At 64.0% G+C, this 16,684-nt stretch carries 14 protein-coding genes and 1 pseudogene; 11 read left to right on the forward strand and 4 right to left on the reverse strand.

Features of this window, described 5'->3' with window-relative positions:
* Positions 1 to 229: hypothetical protein (locus tag ACYVO7_RS25175; RefSeq protein WP_460452510.1), on the forward strand; the 229-nt coding region annotated here is incomplete at its 5' end.
* Here ACYVO7_RS25175 and ACYVO7_RS25180 read toward each other — a convergent pair.
* On the reverse strand, positions 226 to 1,260 hold the full coding sequence (locus ACYVO7_RS25180; protein WP_460452511.1) for a methyltransferase: 1,035 nt from the start codon (positions 1,258 to 1,260) through the stop codon (positions 226 to 228). The two genes, ACYVO7_RS25175 and ACYVO7_RS25180, sit on opposite strands and share 4 nt — an antisense overlap.
* Before the next feature lie 512 nt (positions 1,261 to 1,772).
* Between ACYVO7_RS25180 and ACYVO7_RS25185 the strand changes: the two genes are divergently transcribed.
* A complete protein-coding gene (locus ACYVO7_RS25185) occupies positions 1,773 to 2,057 on the forward strand; it encodes a hypothetical protein (protein ID WP_460452512.1) in 285 nt (94 codons plus the stop codon).
* A 213-nt stretch (positions 2,058 to 2,270) separates the two neighbouring features.
* Here ACYVO7_RS25185 and ACYVO7_RS25190 read toward each other — a convergent pair.
* Positions 2,271 to 4,612 (reverse strand): annotated as a pseudogene (locus tag ACYVO7_RS25190) (molybdopterin guanine dinucleotide-containing S/N-oxide reductase).
* Between the two features lie 536 nt (positions 4,613 to 5,148).
* Here ACYVO7_RS25190 and ACYVO7_RS25195 point away from each other — a divergent pair.
* Complete coding sequence (locus ACYVO7_RS25195; protein ID WP_460452513.1) at positions 5,149 to 5,397, forward strand: hypothetical protein; 249 nt, start codon at positions 5,149 to 5,151, stop codon at positions 5,395 to 5,397.
* Between the two features lie 249 nt (positions 5,398 to 5,646).
* Here the strand turns inward: ACYVO7_RS25195 and ACYVO7_RS25200 are convergent, their stop codons facing one another.
* Positions 5,647 to 6,960: an ABC transporter substrate-binding protein gene (locus ACYVO7_RS25200; protein WP_460452514.1), complete on the reverse strand. Its 1,314-nt coding sequence runs from the start codon at positions 6,958 to 6,960 to the stop codon at positions 5,647 to 5,649.
* A 194-nt stretch (positions 6,961 to 7,154) separates the two neighbouring features.
* Between ACYVO7_RS25200 and ACYVO7_RS25205 the strand changes: the two genes are divergently transcribed.
* From ACYVO7_RS25205 to ACYVO7_RS25235, 7 genes are read left to right on the forward strand one after another with little or no spacing between them, the layout of a single operon-like run.
* Positions 7,155 to 7,961 (forward strand): IclR family transcriptional regulator, encoded by an 807-nt coding sequence (locus ACYVO7_RS25205; protein WP_460452515.1) that lies wholly within the window; start codon positions 7,155 to 7,157, stop codon positions 7,959 to 7,961.
* A gap of 13 nt (positions 7,962 to 7,974) precedes the next feature.
* Positions 7,975 to 8,901, forward strand: coding sequence for a dihydrodipicolinate synthase family protein (locus tag ACYVO7_RS25210; protein WP_460452516.1), 927 nt, complete (start codon positions 7,975 to 7,977; stop codon positions 8,899 to 8,901).
* Positions 8,902 to 8,941: 40 nt separating this feature from the next.
* Positions 8,942 to 9,934 (forward strand): carbohydrate ABC transporter permease, encoded by a 993-nt coding sequence (locus ACYVO7_RS25215; protein WP_460452517.1) that lies wholly within the window; start codon positions 8,942 to 8,944, stop codon positions 9,932 to 9,934.
* The gene (locus tag ACYVO7_RS25220; RefSeq protein WP_460452518.1) at positions 9,927 to 10,781 is read left to right on the forward strand and encodes a carbohydrate ABC transporter permease; all 855 of its coding nucleotides are present in this window, start codon (positions 9,927 to 9,929) and stop codon (positions 10,779 to 10,781) included. Before ACYVO7_RS25215 ends, ACYVO7_RS25220 begins: the two co-directional genes overlap by 8 nt.
* Positions 10,782 to 10,791: 10 nt before the next feature.
* Positions 10,792 to 11,760 (forward strand): Gfo/Idh/MocA family protein, encoded by a 969-nt coding sequence (locus tag ACYVO7_RS25225; protein ID WP_460452519.1) that lies wholly within the window; start codon positions 10,792 to 10,794, stop codon positions 11,758 to 11,760.
* A 25-nt stretch (positions 11,761 to 11,785) separates the two neighbouring features.
* Entirely contained in the window at positions 11,786 to 12,622 is an 837-nt protein-coding gene (locus ACYVO7_RS25230) for a sugar phosphate isomerase/epimerase family protein (RefSeq protein ID WP_460452520.1), read from the forward strand.
* A complete protein-coding gene (locus ACYVO7_RS25235; protein WP_460452521.1) occupies positions 12,619 to 13,632 on the forward strand; it encodes a hydroxyacid dehydrogenase in 1,014 nt (337 codons plus the stop codon). The genes ACYVO7_RS25230 and ACYVO7_RS25235 overlap by 4 nt, the downstream gene beginning before the upstream one ends.
* Before the next feature lie 570 nt (positions 13,633 to 14,202).
* Here ACYVO7_RS25235 and ACYVO7_RS25240 read toward each other — a convergent pair.
* Positions 14,203 to 15,774: a reverse transcriptase domain-containing protein gene (locus ACYVO7_RS25240; protein ID WP_460452522.1), complete on the reverse strand. Its 1,572-nt coding sequence runs from the start codon at positions 15,772 to 15,774 to the stop codon at positions 14,203 to 14,205.
* Between ACYVO7_RS25240 and ACYVO7_RS25245 the strand changes: the two genes are divergently transcribed.
* Positions 15,773 to 16,642 carry an alpha/beta family hydrolase gene (locus ACYVO7_RS25245; RefSeq protein WP_460452523.1) on the forward strand — a complete coding sequence of 290 codons (870 nt, stop codon included), beginning with the start codon at positions 15,773 to 15,775 and terminating at the stop codon, positions 16,640 to 16,642. The genes ACYVO7_RS25240 and ACYVO7_RS25245 overlap by 2 nt on opposite strands.
* Positions 16,643 to 16,684: the final 42 nt, after the last annotated feature.

Raw genomic sequence — 16,684 nt, forward strand, 5'->3', positions numbered from 1 at the left:
AGCCACCGTCCGTTCGCCCATCATCGCGTCGCCCCCATCCAGGACGACTGAATCAGGACTTCACCCCCGCAGCAACGCCAACTTTTTCAACGGCATCGGAGCGAAGCGGACATTGGCGAGTGGTTTGCAGAACGGGCGATCTGGAGTGCTATCCGTAATGGACGAACAAGAACTGCTGGCAGCACCGGCCGAGGGCGCCGTCCAGCGCCTTCCCCATCAGACTTCCTAGGGCGGCTTCGGAGTGGCTTCAATGAGGCTGGTGACAGTCTCCGTTTTCAAGAGGCGGGACACTACGAACCCTGCGTCCGACAACAAATACCGATAATCCTCTTCCCGTCGCTCTCGTCCTCCTGGGTTGAGGACCAGCATTTGCAAATCCAGCATCTGTCCCCAGGTCGGGCGATTGTCAGGATCGAGGACGTGCTCTATGACGAGGAGGATGCTCTCTGGCTTCATTGCTGCTCTACACCTGCGCAGGATCCGCAGGGCATCCTCGTCCCTCCAGCCGTGCAGCACGCGCCGGAGGATGTAGAGATCGCCGACGGGCGGGACAGCCTCGAACATATCCCCCGCGACAACGGTCGAGCGAGTGGCGGCTCCCTCCTCGGCCAGCGTCTCGGACGCTCTTGCCGCGACAGACGGCACTTCGAACAGGAGGCCCGTCGCGGCTGGTTGTTTTCGCAGGATCGCGGCCAAGAGCGTGCCCTGCCCTCCTCCGACATCGACGATCAATCCTGCCGGCCACGTGTAGCTCGCGACCACATCTTCATTCTCCTGGCGCGCCCGTCCGGTGATGGCGGCGTCGAACGTGGTCGCTGTGTCGGGATGGCTTTCAAGATAGGGGTAAAGGCCGGTCCCATGGACGAACTGGAAGGCGGCCTCGCCCGTCTTCGCGGTGTGAAGGAGATGACCCCAAGCGCTCCAGTACGGTTCCTCGCCGAGCAGGATCGAGTAGTGCCTCAGCGAGATGCGGGCTGAACTGCGCAATCCCTCCGACAAGCTATTCGCCTCGAACTGGCCGTCCGGTCGGAGCTGGAATATTCCACGACTGGACAATAGGAGGAGCAGGCGGCGCAGAACATCGGGATGAGTACCCGAGCGCTCTGCAAGCGCCTCGGACGAGGCCGGTCCGTTCTCTAGAAGATCAGCAATTCCGAGCTTGGCGACCACGTAGATCGCCTGGGACATCCAAGCACCGGCGATCAGGTCCAACAGTCGGGAAGACACAGCAACCTCGTTTAGGGATGCGCGGGTCTGCATCGCGGTTCTCCGGGCCACATCGTCGGCGCCAAGTCTCCTCCAGCCCCTCTCCGCCGTCGAGTGCTCACCCTTGATGTTGCAAGTGACCAGCCTCGCGTCGATGAACTTCGCGCGTTACCCTCTGGTCGCCGCCCCACGGACACGGCCGTCACGGAGCAAACGGCCGAGGCCAGAGCCTTGCGTGACGTCGGCTTCGGCAGCCAAAAAAGCCACAGCGAAGCCCTCCTGCTCGAGATCTCGTCGGTTTTAGCGAAAGCCAGGATCGCCTCGCCCTCGACCACGAGGACAGTCGGAGGTGGAATGACATGGGCGTTCCCAGGCGCATCCGGGGCGCGACAGCAGCGCGGCGTCCAGAAAGCAGCTCACTGGCGGGGCGGCAAGGCCGAATCCGCGCCGGCGCGCCTTGAACCTCGGTGCGGATGACGGAGGCCAGGGCCCTGCGTGTCGCTTCCAAACCGACCCGATTGGCATTCTGGTCCTTTGCAGCCGCCACGGCCCATGGAGCCGGGCTGATGCTCGTGCCGATCTATCTGGGAATCTGCCGGCCGGAGCAACTGGATGCCGGGCACCGCGCGTCCGGCGCACTGATGGCCGGCAATGGAGTTATTGCGGTGCAGGTGGCTGCAGCTCACGCCGTCGTAATGATCATCTCCGGCGCTATCCTCGCGCTGGCGGTATATGCTTGGCTCGGACCAAGATACATTGCGCGGTTTTGGTTCAATCTGGACGTCGCGTGGCCAATGAGTTTGGTCTTGGTAGGCGGGATCGGCCTTGCGGCTTCTCTAAACGGTACATAGACCGAGCAAAACCGTGCCTGGTCTTTTTGCGGCCTCACCGGCCTAGTTTCGGCCTTGCCAGCGGCTGAACGCGAACGTGCGGGAGGGCCACGCGAAGCGACTACCCGCATCACCCTTCACCAGCTTGGTTAAATGAACACGCCGTCGGCGAAGATCGGACGGCGCTCGGCATCAGTGACCTCGATCGCTGTGAATTTCCTTAATCCAACTAAGTCACGCTTCCTGTACCACTGCAGTCGCGGGCGGTTCGAAAGCCATGATCGGCGGCAAGTTGCCGTCGAGCCGCTCCACCTGAACGGTCGTGAGTTGCCCCGTGCACTCTTGCGCCAGCGCCGAGGTGCCAATGTCGCGCGTGAGGACATTGGGATTGCCATGGACGCAAAGCGGTTTGTCCTCGCCCGGCTCAGCCGGATCGTACCAAGCCCCTGTTGGCAGTTGGATGACACCGCGGCGAATGCCATCGGTCAGCACGACGCCTGCCAGGCAGGCTCCGCGATCGTTGAACAGGCGGATGATGTCGCCATTCTTGATGCCGCGGAGGGCTGCGTCCTCGGGATGCATCCTCGCCACCTCGCGGCCGCGATGCTTGGAGGCTTCGCTATGCCCGCCGAAATCGAATTGGCTGTGCAGGCGCGTTCTCGGCTGGTTAGCGACCAGCACATAGGGCGTGGTTTCGTCCGGCCGGTACGGAGCGCCGAGCCAGACGGGATGACCGGGGCAGTCGGATTCGCCGAAGCTCGCGATGGTGTTGGAGTAGATCTCGAGCTTCCCGCTGGGCGTTGCTAGCGGCTTGCCTTCTGGGTCCTGACGGAAGGCGCGCAGTCTGCCGCCATCGTCGGGCTGCTGCGGCAATTCGTACCCCTCGCTCGCCCAGAACTCAGAAAAGCTTGGCGCCGGCAGTCCCAAGGCGGCGAGCCCGTCGCGCGTTGGCTGATACAGGTGTTCGAGCCATTCGCGTACGCTGCGGCCTTCGGTGAAGGCGTCGCGGGCGCCGAGCCGCTCGGCAAGATCGGCGAAAATCTCGTAATCATCGCGCGCCTCGCCGTAAGGCGGAGCGACGGGGCGCATGGGCACCAGCAGCGGGTCGTTCGAGTTCCCGCCGATGTCCTCGCGCTCCAGCGTCATCGTGCACGGCAAGACGAAATCGGCGTGGCGGGCCGTCGCGGTCCAGGCCAGTTCATGAACCACTAGCGTATCCAGCCGGGCGAAGGCTTTGCGCAACCGATTGAGGTCCTGATGATGGTGAAATGGATTGCCGCCGGCCCAGTAGACAAGCTTGATGTCGGGGTACGTCCGGGTCTCGCCATTGTAGCGATAAGTCCGGCCAGGGTTGAGCAGCATGTCTGAGATGCGCGCGACCGGGATGAAATCGCGCACGCCATTGCGTCCCTGCGACAATGTCGGAAGGGGCACAGCGTTAAAGCGTCGGCCATAGTAGGCGATCGCTCCTAGAGCATAGGCGTACCCACCTCCCGGCAGGCCGATTTGGCCGAGCGCCGCAGCAAGCACCATGCCCATCCAGACGGCTGCTCGCCATGCTCGGCCCTCTGCAGTGAATGGGATACGACGATCAACGCGCGCTTGCCGGCCAACCGCCGCGCCAGCGACACGATTTCGGCCGGGGCCACCCCTGTCAGAGGAGCCGCCCAGGCGGCGTCCTTGGGCTGACCGTCGGTTTCACCGAGAAGGTAGCGCTCGAAGATTGGCCAGCCGACAGTGTAGCGCTCCAGGAAGGCTCGGTCGTGCAGACCCTCCACGACGAGCGTGTGGACAATAGCCATCATGAGGGCGGTGTCGCTGGCCGGAATGCAGGAGAGCCACTGCGCTCCGGCCTCGTCGGGCAGGTCGGCCCGGAGCGGACTGACCAGCACGAACTCGCAGCCCCGCTCGGCCGCGCGCTGCATCGCGCCCCGCTCGACATGCTTGCTGACGCTTCCGCCGGCCACCATGGAGTTCTTCAGCGCCATGCCGCCGAAGGCGAGCACGATGTCGCTGTGCTCGGCGACTTGGTCCCAGGACACGTTGCGCTTCGTCAGGTCCTCGTACTCGCCGATGATGTGCGGGACCAGCACTTGCGAGGACCCGGAGGAATAGCTGTTGACCGATTTCACGTAGCCGCCGCAGGCGACGTTCAGGAACCGGTGGATCTGGCTCTGCGCATGATGGAAACGGCCGGCGCTGGCCCAGCCATAGGAGCCGCCGAAGATCGCGCCCGGGCCGAAGCCGTCGCGGACGCGGATCAGTTCCTTGCCGAGCAGGTCAAGGACGGCCGTCCACGACATGGGAACGTACTCGTCTCTGCCGCGCCGATCGTTCGGGCCCGGGCCGTTCTCGAGCCAGCCGCGCCGAACCATGGGTCCAGCGATGCGCGCGCGATGGCGCAGAGCGGCTGGAAAGTTCTGGATGACCTCGTTCGGGTCGGGATCTCCGGGATGGGGCCGAACTTCGAGCTCGCCATTTTTCATCCGGGCTGAGAACACACCCCAATGAGAGGTGTGCGGTGAGAAGGCCGGCTCAGAGTCATTCGTCGGGATGTCGGTTTCGGACTTGAGCATCGGCGTGACCTGTTGCGAACGGCGCTGAGCGATCAGTCTATATAGGCGGGCTCTGCGGCTCCAGAGTGACGCCTGTGATCCCCGCGACGGCACATTCGAAACCAATCTCCTTGGCACTATCTCCCCTTTACTAGGGCCGCTACGAGCCGCTCGTGGGCTACGCTCCACTTCTTTGCTCCGGCAGTGCAGTTCAAAGCGCCGGCGGGCATAAGATGCGCTCGCGGTCCTAGTCGCGCCGTCGGGGAACAGGATTGCCACAAGGACAGTCTCAGACGGGCAAGATGCGTTGGCAGCCCCCTCCCCATTCTAGAGGATCCCAGCCGACTTGCTGCCCGAGCTCGCTTGGCGCGAGGGGATAACCAGCAAGGCAGCAGCCCTTGAGAGGCTGGTCTGCGCGAGCTGGCGTGGAATCCAGTTTTGTCAGCAGGGCTGGGCACGGAGCCCAAGCGCTTCGGCTTTCAAGTCCAGGTGAACCACCGACGGCGGCGTTTCGGAACCATGCGGACAGTACGCTTCACCGGAGACCGCTCCGGCACATGTTCCTGTTCATCGGCGCCGAACCGAACGCCGGCTGGGCGAGATCCTGCGTCGACACGGGCAGCAAGGGCTTCGTCCTGACCGGCTCGAGCAGTCAGCCACCAGAGACCAGCCTGCCGGGCGTGTTCGCCATCGGGGACGTCCGGGCCGGCTCCACGAAGCTCGCCGCCGCGGTCAGCGAAGGCGCTGCGGCGGTGGCGCAAATCCATGCCATGTTCGCGCAGCAGGCCGCCAGGGAGACTGCATGATGGCGTGCATGCACCCTCTGCCGCACGTGCAAGTCGCGTGCTGCGACTGTCTTGGGAACGAACTCCCGCCCCGTGATCACGAGGTAGGCGGCGCCCCGCGTCTCCAGCAGGTGTTCCCGATCCAGCCGGGCTTAGACTTCGGGCCGCTCTCTTCGTTGGCGCGTACGCTATTGAAGGCATCTGCCTCGACCTCGATTAGCCATTCGGCCTTCGCCGAGCCGGCGACGGCGCGGACCTGACCCGAGCCGCTCAGAGGCGGGCTCGGACAGACTCGAGCAGCCGATCCATCTTGCCCGCGGTCGCTGTAACCTCCTGCTTCACCGGCGCATCGTTCAGGATGATTCGCTGCAGCATATCCTCGACAAGCCCGCTCGTGAGCACGGGAGCCGCGAACGGATTCAGCCCGAAATCCATGCCTGCCATCACGCCGTGTTCGACGCTGTCCAAGGTCGATTTCACGACGTTTGGATATGCAGCGATCACCGGGTTGTCGGTGAACCGCTTCATGTCCGCCTTGCGATAGGCTGGGAACATGAAGAGCGGGATCGTGGTGAGGAAGGGCATGTAGCTCTCCTCGGCAAACAAGAAGGCGAGGAATTTTTGAGCGTCCTCGTTGTTCTTGCCCTTGGGCAGCAGCGCTGCGATCAGGTTGGTCTGGTAGCCGGGCGTCACTTTGCTCGGCATCAGGGTCGCGTCGAGGTTCTTGGCGACATCGGGCGCATCCTGCACAGCCACGCCGATGATAGCGGCGCTGTCGTTGCACATGGACTGTTTGCCGCTGTTCACCAAGCTGAAGGTGTCGGCAAGGCGCAGATTCGCTATTCCTGGCCCGCTTGCCTTCTTGCCGATCTCCGCGAGAAACTCGGTCGCCTGCCGAACCGGCTCGCTGTCGAAGAGGATTTCGCCCTTCGCGTCGTAGAAGTGCCCGCCCGCCGATTGGGTCATGCACCACAGCAGCTCGGCGCCGGCGTAGTCGTCCTTCGCGAGCTTCAAAATGTTGCCGTAGTACTCCGGCGGCTTGGTCATGGCTATCGCGGCCTTGAGATTGTCCTCCCACGTCACCGGCACCTGCAGCCCGGCCGCAGCAAGCCGATCCTTCCGGTAGACGTTGATTGAGCTGTGAACGTAGTGCGGTAGGCTGACGTAGACGCCGTTGAACTTGCATGACTTGTCGATGAGGCCCGGGATGAACGCTTCCGGCCCGCCGAGCGCCTTGAGCACTGGCTCGGTCGAATTGAGCGCGCCTGCCATCTGCATCGGGATGGCGTTGCGGCCGAGCGTGATGGCGACATCGGGAAGGGCGTTGGCGGCCCTCGCCGCGGGCCATCGCTGACCGAAGGCCGCCCACGACATCACCTCAATCTCGACCTTTACGCCCGGATTGGCCGCCTGGAAGCGGTCGGCTACGCCGCGCATGAAGTCCGACCGGACCTTCTGGGTATAGCTGTGCCAGAAGACCACCTTTCGCTCGCTTTGGGCGCGAACCGCGGGAGCCGCGATCATGGCTGCGGCAGCCGCCGCGCCTCCTTTGAGCGCCGTACGGCGCGACATTTGCAGCGTCATGCTCCGATCCTCCCGGTGCGCGTTTCGACTATGTTATTCATTTTTTGAACCTCGTTCCATAAATACGACCCTTGACCTCGGCGTGTCAATGCCCGGTGGTTATTGGGAATGCCTCGAAACCGCCTGGGATCCGGAAGGCACTTGACATCGTGGCGCGAATGCCAAATCTAGAACACGGTTCAGGGATTTGAAAAATGGCTGGCAGTCTTCTCGAGCGCGCCTTCAATATTCTCACTCTGCTGAGCTCAGCTCACGGGGGGCTGCCCCTGCAGCGGGTCGCCGATGATCTCGGCGCGCCGAAGAGCGCGGTGCACCGCTTGCTTTCGGAGCTCGGGCGGCTCGGCATGACCCGACAGGACCCGGTGACCGGGCATTACATGCTGACTTCGAAACTGCTGTCGCTTGGGTTTTCCTACCTGTCCGCAAGCGGGGTGGCGGACTTGGCGCAGCCCATTCTCGACCAATTGGCTCGGGAGAGCGGCGAGCTGGTGAGACTGGCCGTCGTGGACGGGGACACGCTGACCTGGGTGGCTAAGTCCCAGGGCGCGCGCTCTGGTCTGCGCTACGACCCGGAGATGGGCGGCCACCCGACTCTCTTCTGCACCGCCACCGGGCAGGCTTGGCTGGCCACGCTCGACGACCGCCGGGCCGTCGACCTGGCGATAGCTTCCGGATTGGAACGCGCGGCGCAGTTCGGCCCGAACGCGCCTCGCACGGTTGCCGGCTTGCAGCGCAAGCTGAACAAGTGCAGGGCCGATGGATACGCGACCGTGGTGGAGAGCGCCGCCGAGGGCGCTGCCGCGATGGCTAGCGCGATTACATCGCCCCGCGCCGGGCAGGCAATCGGCACGATCAGCATCGCAGGACCAAGCTTCCGGCTAACGGAGGCCCGCATGCGGCAACTGGCCCCGAACCTGCTGCGCGCGGCGCAGGAACTCGCGGAAACCAGCATCGGATCGGAATTCTTCTCGCCCGCCGCTCGCGCGGCCGCGACTGCCTGACCTGGAGATAGCAATGCCCCTCGAGCGACCCTTCCGCGGCCTGATCTCGGCGCCGTTCATGCCCATGCTACCCGACGGAGCGATCGATTGGTCTTCGCTGCGCCGCTATACCGATTGGATCATCTCGCAGAAACCTGATGTCGTCGCGGTCAACATGGACGCGGCGGAGGGGCCCGCCCTGACCCCCGAGGAGCGCGTGGAGGTGATGCGCGTTTGCGCCGAGGTGAACTCCGGCCGGGTACCCCTGCTGAGCGGCCTCATCGGCGGCTCGACGGACGCAATGATCGCCCACGGTCGCGATCTCGTTGCGGCAGGGGCGCAGGGCTTCTGCGTCTTCCCTCCGATGCCGGTGTTCATTGGCTCGCCCATTCCGGCCGAAATGATCCGGCGCTTCCACGGCGATATTGCCCAGGCGCTGAAGCTTCCGCTGATTGCGTTCCAGTTCCCGCGCGGATGGGGCCCGGACTACTCCGGCGACATGCTAACGGCGCTCGCCAGCATCGACGAGATCATCGCGATCAAGGAATCGTCCTTCGACGCCAACCAGACGATCCAAGCCGTCGAGAACATATCCCGCTTGGAAAAGCCCATCGGCATACTCACCGGCAGCGACACGTTCATCTATGAAGCGATGTTGATGGGCTGCGACGGCGCCCTGATCGGCTTCGCCGGCACCGCCGTCGCCGAGTTGGTCGAAATGCAGCGGGCACATCAAGCCGGGGACGTCGCCAAGGGCTTCACGATCTGGTCGCGGCTGGCTCCGCTCGCCCGACACTGCTGGCGTCCGCCGATTCGGGATTTCCGGCCGCGCATGAAGGAACTCCTGGTCATGCAGGGGGTGATCGACCACGCCGCCGTGCGCCGGCCGCAACTCGGGATCTCCTCGGAAGAACGCGAGGTGATCGCGCGGCTCGGGCGGGAGGCCGGCCTCATCCGTTGAGGCCGGGAGCTGGAAAATGGGTCCAGACGCAGGACGCGACATGTCCGCCAAACCGACGCAGATGGCCATCCTCGGAAAGGACGCGCCAGCGGCCACCGGAACATCGCACCGGAACCGTCACGCGTCCGTTGTCGGCGGGTCGCTGATGAAGCGCGTCTCCGCGTTCTTGGATCGGCGCTTCCAAATCCTCTTCCTCCTGCCTGGACTACTGTGTCTCGTTGGCGTTGTCGCCTATCCGGTCGCGTGGAACCTCGTCGCCGCTTTCACAAACGCAAGCCTGGTGTACGAGGGGTGGCGTTTCACGGGCTTCGGCAATTTCCGAGTGGTCCTGAGCGACCCGGAGTTCGTCACCTCGGCACTTCGCACGCTGGTGTGGACATCCGCTTCCGTTGCACTCCAGCTTGTTGTCGGCCTGATCGCGGCGCTGTGTCTCGAGAAGGTCACGGCGGGACGATCGCTTCTCAGAATGGCCCTCATCGTGCCCTGGGCGTTCCCGGCGATCATCATGGCCTTCGCATGGCGCTACATGCTCGATGCGAGTTACGGCGTCGCCAACTACGTGCTCATGGTCCTGGGCTTGATCGGGATGCCCCACGCCTGGCTTGGCGAGACCGGGACCGCGATGGCCGCTCTGATCGCCATGAACGTCTGGTTCGGCTTCCCCTTCATGATGGTCGCCTTCATCGCGGGCCTGCAGACGATCCCTCGGGAACTCTACGAAGCCGCAAGCATAGACGGCGCGTCACCTTGGCAGGAGTTCCGCCACGTGACCCTGCCCGGGCTTAAAAGCATTGTCGCAACGCTTGCGACCCTTCGAACGATCTGGACCTTCAACAACTTCGAGTTTCCCTATTTGACGACCGGCGGAGGTCCTGTCGACGCGACGACCACTCTGCCGATCTACGCCTTCAAGGTGGGCTGGACGCAGTACGAGCTTGGTCGGATGGCCGCCGTATCGGTGCTGATGCTGGCCATCCTCGCCGTGACGACTGCGCTCTACCTGCGCCTGCTCAGGGAAGATGCCGATGCCTGAGATCCTGATTCGCTCCCGCGCCGGCGCAGCGGCAAAACTTGCCTTTCCCTACGCTGTTCTTCTCGCGCTTGCCGCAGTGTCCGTGTTTCCTCTCGCGTGGATGATCTTCTCGTCCATGAAAAGCTACGCTGGCCTGTACAGATTTCCGCCGAGCTTCTCGCTTGACGATTTGGGGCTGCAGAACTATCGCGCCGTGATATTCTCCACGCCGTTCCTCAGCTTCCTTAAGAGCAGCGCCGTGGTCGCCCTTGGCAGCACTATCTTGGGCACGGCGATTTCAGCCATGGCGGCCTTCGTCCTCGCCCGCCGGCTGGTGCATGGGGCGGGTGCGCTGACCAAGCTGCTGCTGATCGCCTACATCTTCCCTCCCATCCTGATCGCGATCCCGCTTTTTTTGGTCATTAACCGGCTAGGTCTGGCGAACACCCAGCCCGGTCTGATCCTCGTCCACGTGGCCTACACGTTTCCGTTCTCGACCTGGATGCTGATCTCCTTCTTCCGTCGTGTGCCTGTGGAGTTGGAAGAGGCTGCCAGGGTCGACGGCGCGAGCAACCTGACTACCTTCGTGCGCATCACCTTGCCGCTCGTGGCGCCCGGCCTCGTGACCGTGGCCGTCTTCGCCTTCATTGCGTCCTGGAACGAGTTCCTGCTGTCGCTCATCATCCTCGGGGCCGGCGACCAGCGCACGTTGTCGGTCGGCCTCTACAGCATGGTCGGCGGCGAGTTCGCCCAATGGGGCACTGCAATGGCGGCGACCACTCTGGCGATCATACCCACGCTGCTTCTGTTCCTGGCTGTGCAGAACCGCATGGCGGCCGGGCTCACAGCCGGCGCCGTCAAAGGGTGAGGAGCCGAGCATGCGGGTCGCCATCATCGGCTGTGGCATGATTGGCCAGATCCACGCCGACCGCATGAATAAGCTCGGGCATCAGGTCGTGGCCGCGTGCGACGTGGATCTCGAGCGGGCGCGCGCCGCGGCGGGCGATGGCCTGATCTGCCGCGATCATAGGGACCTGCTCCGAAACGGCGGCGTCGACGTCGCGTGCGTCTGCACGCCGACCCCGCTCCATCATGGCGCCGTGATGGATTGCGCCGCAGCAGGGGTGAACGTCTTCCTGGAGAAGCCGCTGGCCATGACCTTGGCCGATGGCTGCGCCATGGTCGGCGCCATGGAGAAGGCCGGTCTGGCCCTTGGGTTCGGGCTCAAAATGCGCTTCGAGTCGGTCTTTTCGTCCGCGCGCCGACTGGTGGCGGAGAGTGCGATCGGACAGCCCCGCTACGCCGTGTTCTCGTTCTACCAGCCGACGCCGCCAGGTGAGCGCATCTGGTACGCGGACGTCGGGGTCCTGCGGGACATGCTGGTGCACATGGTCGACCTCGCGGGTTGGCTGCTCGACGCCCGCCCTGTGGCCGTGCGCGCCCGCACCGACCGCGAAATCGGCCGCGCCGGCGAGGATAAGGCGTTTCTCGACATCAGCTTCGGAGAGCGCGTCGAAGCCCGCATTCAGGGTGGCTATGTTCCCGACTACCCGGACGTAGCGGGGCGGGAAGACGTGGTCTTCCAAATCGTCGGGGAGCGCGGATACCTCCTCGGCAAACGCCCTGACCTCCTCGTGTCCGTGACGAGCGAAGGCACGCGGACGCACGGTATAGAGCCGGTCGACGCCTTCGGCGCGGAGTTGCAAGCCTTCATGCAGGCCCTTGCCGCGAGCGAGGCGCCGCCGGTCGACGGTTGGGAGGGGTTGCTCGCCCAAGCTGTCATCGACGCGGCGGAGCGCTCCGCAACCGTCGGGGGCGGCGCCGTGAACGTGCCGCAGTGGCGGTAATCGCTTCGAAAACTAAGGAAACGCAATGCGCATTCTCCTGCACACCATGGCGTGTCCGGACCGCGATCCAGAAGGCGCGTTGGCCCTTGCGCAGGATCTCGAACTGGACGGCGTCGAGCTGATCTGCCAATCCGGCTACCGTTGCGGCATCCCCCCGGATGCGACGCTTGCCGATGCTCGTCGGCTCGCCCGGGAGGCCCGGGCAGTTGGAACGAGGATTCTCGCTCTCACGCCCTACGCGAAGGGCGTCAACGCCGTCGATCCCGACGCGCGGCGGCGGGCCGTCACAGAGCTTGAACATGTCATCTCGCTCGCGGCGGAGTTCGGGTGCGAAGTCGTCCGGATCTTCGCTGGCGCGGAAGTCGCTCGCGACGATATGGATGCAGCTCTCGTGCGCGCAACGGAGCCGTGCCGACGTCTCGGCGACGTCGCGCAGCGCGCTGGGCTGACGCTCTGCCTCGAGAACCACATGGACACCATGGCGCTCTCGGCGAGCCTCACCATGCGCTTCCTGACGGCGGTCGATCATCAAGCGTATGGGATCCTGTACGACCAGGCCAATCTCGATCTCATGGAAGCTGAGGCCTTTCCCGAAGCGTACGAGTTGCAACGCGACATCCGCCACGTTCACGTAAAGGACTTCAAACGCGACAAGGACGGGGCCCGGATCGCCGTTCCGGTCGGGGAAGGCATCGTTCCATGGCCAGCCATCATTCAACGGCTGCATGGCGACGGCTACAATGGCTGCCTCAGCCTGGAGTACGAGCGCCGCTGGTTCCCGGACCAGCTCCCGCCGGCCGAAACCGGAGTAGCCCGTTCACGCGACGCCCTCCGCGCCATCTGGAGCGAGGTTGCCGCATGATGTCCCACGCGAAGCCCGGGCTGGCGCTTTTCTACGACTGCTCGCGTGCCCCGGACATTATGGGCGGCAGGCAATGGCGCGGCCTCGCGGACTTCGACGTCCTCACGCCAAAGCCGATCGCGGTCCCGCAGGAATTGCCGGCCGGACTCTTGGTCCAGGTCAAGTTCCTGATCACGGGCTGGGGCTGCCCCTGCTTGGACGAGGACCTGCTCGATCGAATGCCTCGGCTCCAGTTCGTGGCGCACACCGGGTCCGCGGTGGCTCCGATCGTCTCACCCGCGTTCTGGTCACGGGGAATTCGGCTGTCCTCCGCCGCAGCCGCCAACGCCCAGCCAGTGGCGGAATACGCTTTGGCCGCGATCCTCTGGGCGAACAAACAGGTCTTGAGCTCGCGCGAATATTACCGCGCGATGGCGCGTCCCGAGAGGCACCCTTGGACCGCGCCCGGCAGTCCGGGTAACTTCGGTCCGACGGTCGGCATCGTGGGCGCGTCGCGGACCGGACGCCACTTGATCAGATTGTTATCCGGCTTCGACATCAACATATTGCTCGCCGATCCGTACGCTGATCCCGCCGAGTTCGCGGGCGGACCGGTCAGCCTGGTGGGCCTTGGGGCTGTTGCGGCCCAATCCGACGTTATCAGCCTCCATGCCCCGCTCACCGCGGAGACGCGCGGCATGATCGACGCGGTCTTTCTCACCCGGATGAAGGCGGGCGCGACCCTCATCAACACTGGGCGGGGCGGACTTGTGGATCAGGAAGCTCTCGTCGATGCCCTGCGAGCGGGCAGGATCTCGGCCATCTTGGATGTGACCGAGCCAGAACCCCTTCCGCCAGAATCCCCGCTGCTCAAGTTGCCCAACGTCTTCGTGACTCCGCATGTCGCCGGTGCGGCAGGACGAGAAACCCAGCGCCTTGCAGACCTCGCGGTCGAGGAGGTTGCGCGGTTCAGCAAGGGCGAGCCATTGGCGCACGAGGTGACGCGACGTCACGCCGAGCTCTTCGGTTAGGCTCGTCTATCTGAGGCTTCAGGTACTCACTCACGAACTTCGATGCGGGGCAACGAGGCTGAATGACTTGCGTGGCATGTTCGAACGGATCATGACGGAACTCCAGGAGCTATGCAGGGGGCGGCATCGCGCCCTGTGCCGTAGCAGCAGCAACGCGGACATCGTGAGCGGTGCCAAGGTCTCTGCCCGCCCCTCCGCCGAGATGCAGTTGCAGCACTCCTTTAACAGTGATGTCGTGCGCGAGGCTGCCGCCCAGCGCCGCTGGCAGAGGTCAACCTCAACCGCCTCCGACCACAGGTTCGCAAGGCTTCCGTGAGTAGCCACAAAGGCAAAGCTTGAGGCTCGCCTCGCCCGCCCGCTCTCGGGGTCCGATGGCTTCGGCCTCACCCAGTGCAGCAGAGGCTCGCCCGGGCGGCCCAGAGTCCACTTCGGGGTCGGGACCGGCTGCTCCAGCCAAGCCGACCCAACTTCGTCGGAAGGCGGAAGATTGGACCACTCGCCTTTTTTGGGCTCAGGAACGATTTGAAAGAGTGGCGGATGCAGGCCCTTTCCGGGTGGCGGCAGATCCCATCAGATGCTCAGAGAAATCAGCCCGTTGATCGCGTTATGCCCGCCCCAGGCGCGCTTGCATGTCTTCTTCTCCACAACGGTCAGGTACCTCGATGAGAACAAGATGGCACTCCGCACATATTCGGAGGGCTCGTCTTCGTACGAGGTGCGCACCGTGCGTTTCTGCTGCGCCGCACCGTGCTTCGCCGCGAAGATGGCTGCCATCGCGCGCGTTTCCTTCGCGACAGTACCGTTCTGAAGCCACTGGAGGGCTGTGTTCACCGTTGCCCGGCTCACGCTCCTTGCCCTGACGAGCGCGGCCAGCAGGAACAACCTCTGGTAGTCGGACACGGCGTCATCGTTGACGAGCGCCTCCAGCGCGTCGACCACGTCCTGGTTCGATCGAACAAAGGTAGAGATATAGGAGAAGTAGAGCCGGGTCTGGTGCGGCCTTTCCTTCAGATTAACAAGCACGTGCTCGACAGCGCTGTCCGAGTGGGCTGAACGCAGGATCGGCAGGCAGAACTTTTCGATTTGGTCCTCGTGGTTCGGATAGTCCCCAATATTGTCCATCAGGCGCTCAACCGCAGCGTTCGGGAGGTCCTCGCCTTCGTCTTCCTCCTCCCCCTCGGTCACGTCTTCCTCTTCCTCGGCGTCCTCGTCTTCCCACTCCACCTCGAAGCCGTACGGGCTCGCGCGCTTATAAGTCTCGTCGTTCGCCACCTCATCGCGGATCTGGTCGAATAGCCGGTCGATGGCAGTCTCCTGGAGGATGATCTCGTCCGCGGGCATAATCGTGGACTTGTATTCGTTGAGATGCAGGCCGTCTTTGCGCAGGGTCTCGATGAGGCTGGCAAGGCCCTTCCGCGCCTCGGCTTCCGACTGAAAGCCCATGTAAATGTCGTCCACGTAGCGGGCTGAAAGGACTTCGTCCAGCTCGCAGTGCGCGTCGAGGGCAGAGAGGTAGAAGTTGCCCAGTGCGTCCGACGGATACACGCCCTGGACGATGCCGAAAGAATTACGCTCGCGGAACGCGAGGAGCATTTCCTCCAACAGGCTGACAACCTCCGGGGCGCAGCCCGCCGCCGACATCAAATTCACCAGGTTATGCTGAGGCAGCCGCTCGAAATAATTCGAAATGTCCGCCTTGAGGACATAATTGCGCTCGCCGCAGATCTCAGCGATCCGCTGCTGGAAGCGTTCCCAGGACTCGTGGTTGGGCTCGAACATCTGCCCCTCTTCGTCCGAGGGAACGTGGCTGAATGAGCGACTGCGATCATGGCCCTCTTCCAACTGCTTCATGACATTGTCGACGAGTGCCTGGTACATGAGCCGGTCCGAGGGTCGCAGGATGCTGCCCGGCCTTGTGAAGAAGCGCTCCTTCGGGACGCTCATGGTGATCGGCAGTTCGGGTTGGTAGGTCCCCGCCCGAAGCTGCTGCTTCAGTTGGTCCCAAAGCTCGTGGCCCGCCCTGTTGAAGATGGCATTGTAGTGAGGTGCCAGTATGAAATCGCTGCGAACGTCGGCCTTCACGTGAGCGAGGACGCTCTCGTGATTGATCTGCGCGATGATACTCCTGTCCAGGCCGGGCATGGCATTTCCACGTGGTACATTCGATCTCATATCCGGCCGATGCAATAAGGTCCATTCCGTTGCTCGTACCTCCAGCCCCGGACCTGTCCCGCCTTTCTCAACGACCGCCGTGTCAACTCACCCGCACTCTGCGGTTGGCTCAGGGTGCGGGAGCGGCAATGGAGTCTGCTGGCATGCAATCTGTGACCCAGGCACTCGCAGGAGCGGGGCTCCTGGTTTGCGCTTTGAGTTCGGCTACATGGGAGCCCAACGCACCGGCACTCGCAACCCGCCACCCCGCGCCAAGACGTTCATCCCCGAATTCCGAGCCGCTGCCACTGCCGCGCAGGCACATGTCGGTCCGGGGTGCCTCATCATTGGCGGGAAGTCGATGGGCGGACGTGTGGCGTTGATGGCTGCGGACGACCTGCATCGGGAGAGCGATGCCGCGGGGCTGCTCTGCCTGCTATCCCTTCCACCCTCAGGTCAACCGGAGAAGACGCGAACGGGGCTCTGGCCGCGCTCCGCGTACCCGCCCTATTGGTGCAGGCACAAGGGAAGCGGATCCTCGCTGAGCGCGCTGACCCCGCTGCGCGTGCAGCAGCGGAAGGCTGCTTCACGGCTAGATGGCATGTGCTCGCACTCAAACGTTGCTATATGGAAGCCGCCGCGCCGAGCCCCGGATTGGGGCGGCCAGCGGCTGAGGCGGTCTCTGGGGAACCGAGAGCCGACCCACGGCGTCGGCCAGCCCAGCCCCTCTCGTGTCGCTAGAAACGGCATCCCGCTGACCAGTCCCGCACGCACACGCAAGGGTGCTACTCGCATTCGCCGAGGTCGTGTCCCCAGCGGTGGTGTAGCTGATCGGTGGTCACCGGCGATCTCCGGGTAGGGTCGGGTTGCGACACACGCACCTGACCAGAGGATCACCGAT

This window comes from Alsobacter sp. SYSU BS001988, from assembly GCF_054796215.1.

Coding starts and splice junctions, on each gene's coding strand:
- ACYVO7_RS25180 (WP_460452511.1), bottom strand. CDS start 1,260: ATGCAGACCCGCGCATCCCTAAACGAGGTTGCTGTGTCTTCCCGACTG.
- ACYVO7_RS25185 (WP_460452512.1), top strand. CDS start 1,773: ATGCTCGTGCCGATCTATCTGGGAATCTGCCGGCCGGAGCAACTGGAT.
- ACYVO7_RS25195 (WP_460452513.1), top strand. CDS start 5,149: ATGTTCCTGTTCATCGGCGCCGAACCGAACGCCGGCTGGGCGAGATCC.
- ACYVO7_RS25200 (WP_460452514.1), bottom strand. CDS start 6,960: ATGACGCTGCAAATGTCGCGCCGTACGGCGCTCAAAGGAGGCGCGGCG.
- ACYVO7_RS25205 (WP_460452515.1), top strand. CDS start 7,155: ATGGCTGGCAGTCTTCTCGAGCGCGCCTTCAATATTCTCACTCTGCTG.
- ACYVO7_RS25210 (WP_460452516.1), top strand. CDS start 7,975: ATGCCCCTCGAGCGACCCTTCCGCGGCCTGATCTCGGCGCCGTTCATG.
- ACYVO7_RS25215 (WP_460452517.1), top strand. CDS start 8,942: ATGTCCGCCAAACCGACGCAGATGGCCATCCTCGGAAAGGACGCGCCA.
- ACYVO7_RS25220 (WP_460452518.1), top strand. CDS start 9,927: ATGCCTGAGATCCTGATTCGCTCCCGCGCCGGCGCAGCGGCAAAACTT.
- ACYVO7_RS25225 (WP_460452519.1), top strand. CDS start 10,792: ATGCGGGTCGCCATCATCGGCTGTGGCATGATTGGCCAGATCCACGCC.
- ACYVO7_RS25230 (WP_460452520.1), top strand. CDS start 11,786: ATGCGCATTCTCCTGCACACCATGGCGTGTCCGGACCGCGATCCAGAA.
- ACYVO7_RS25235 (WP_460452521.1), top strand. CDS start 12,619: ATGATGTCCCACGCGAAGCCCGGGCTGGCGCTTTTCTACGACTGCTCG.
- ACYVO7_RS25245 (WP_460452523.1), top strand. CDS start 15,773: ATGGCATTTCCACGTGGTACATTCGATCTCATATCCGGCCGATGCAAT.
- ACYVO7_RS25240 (WP_460452522.1), bottom strand. CDS start 15,774: ATGCCCGGCCTGGACAGGAGTATCATCGCGCAGATCAATCACGAGAGC.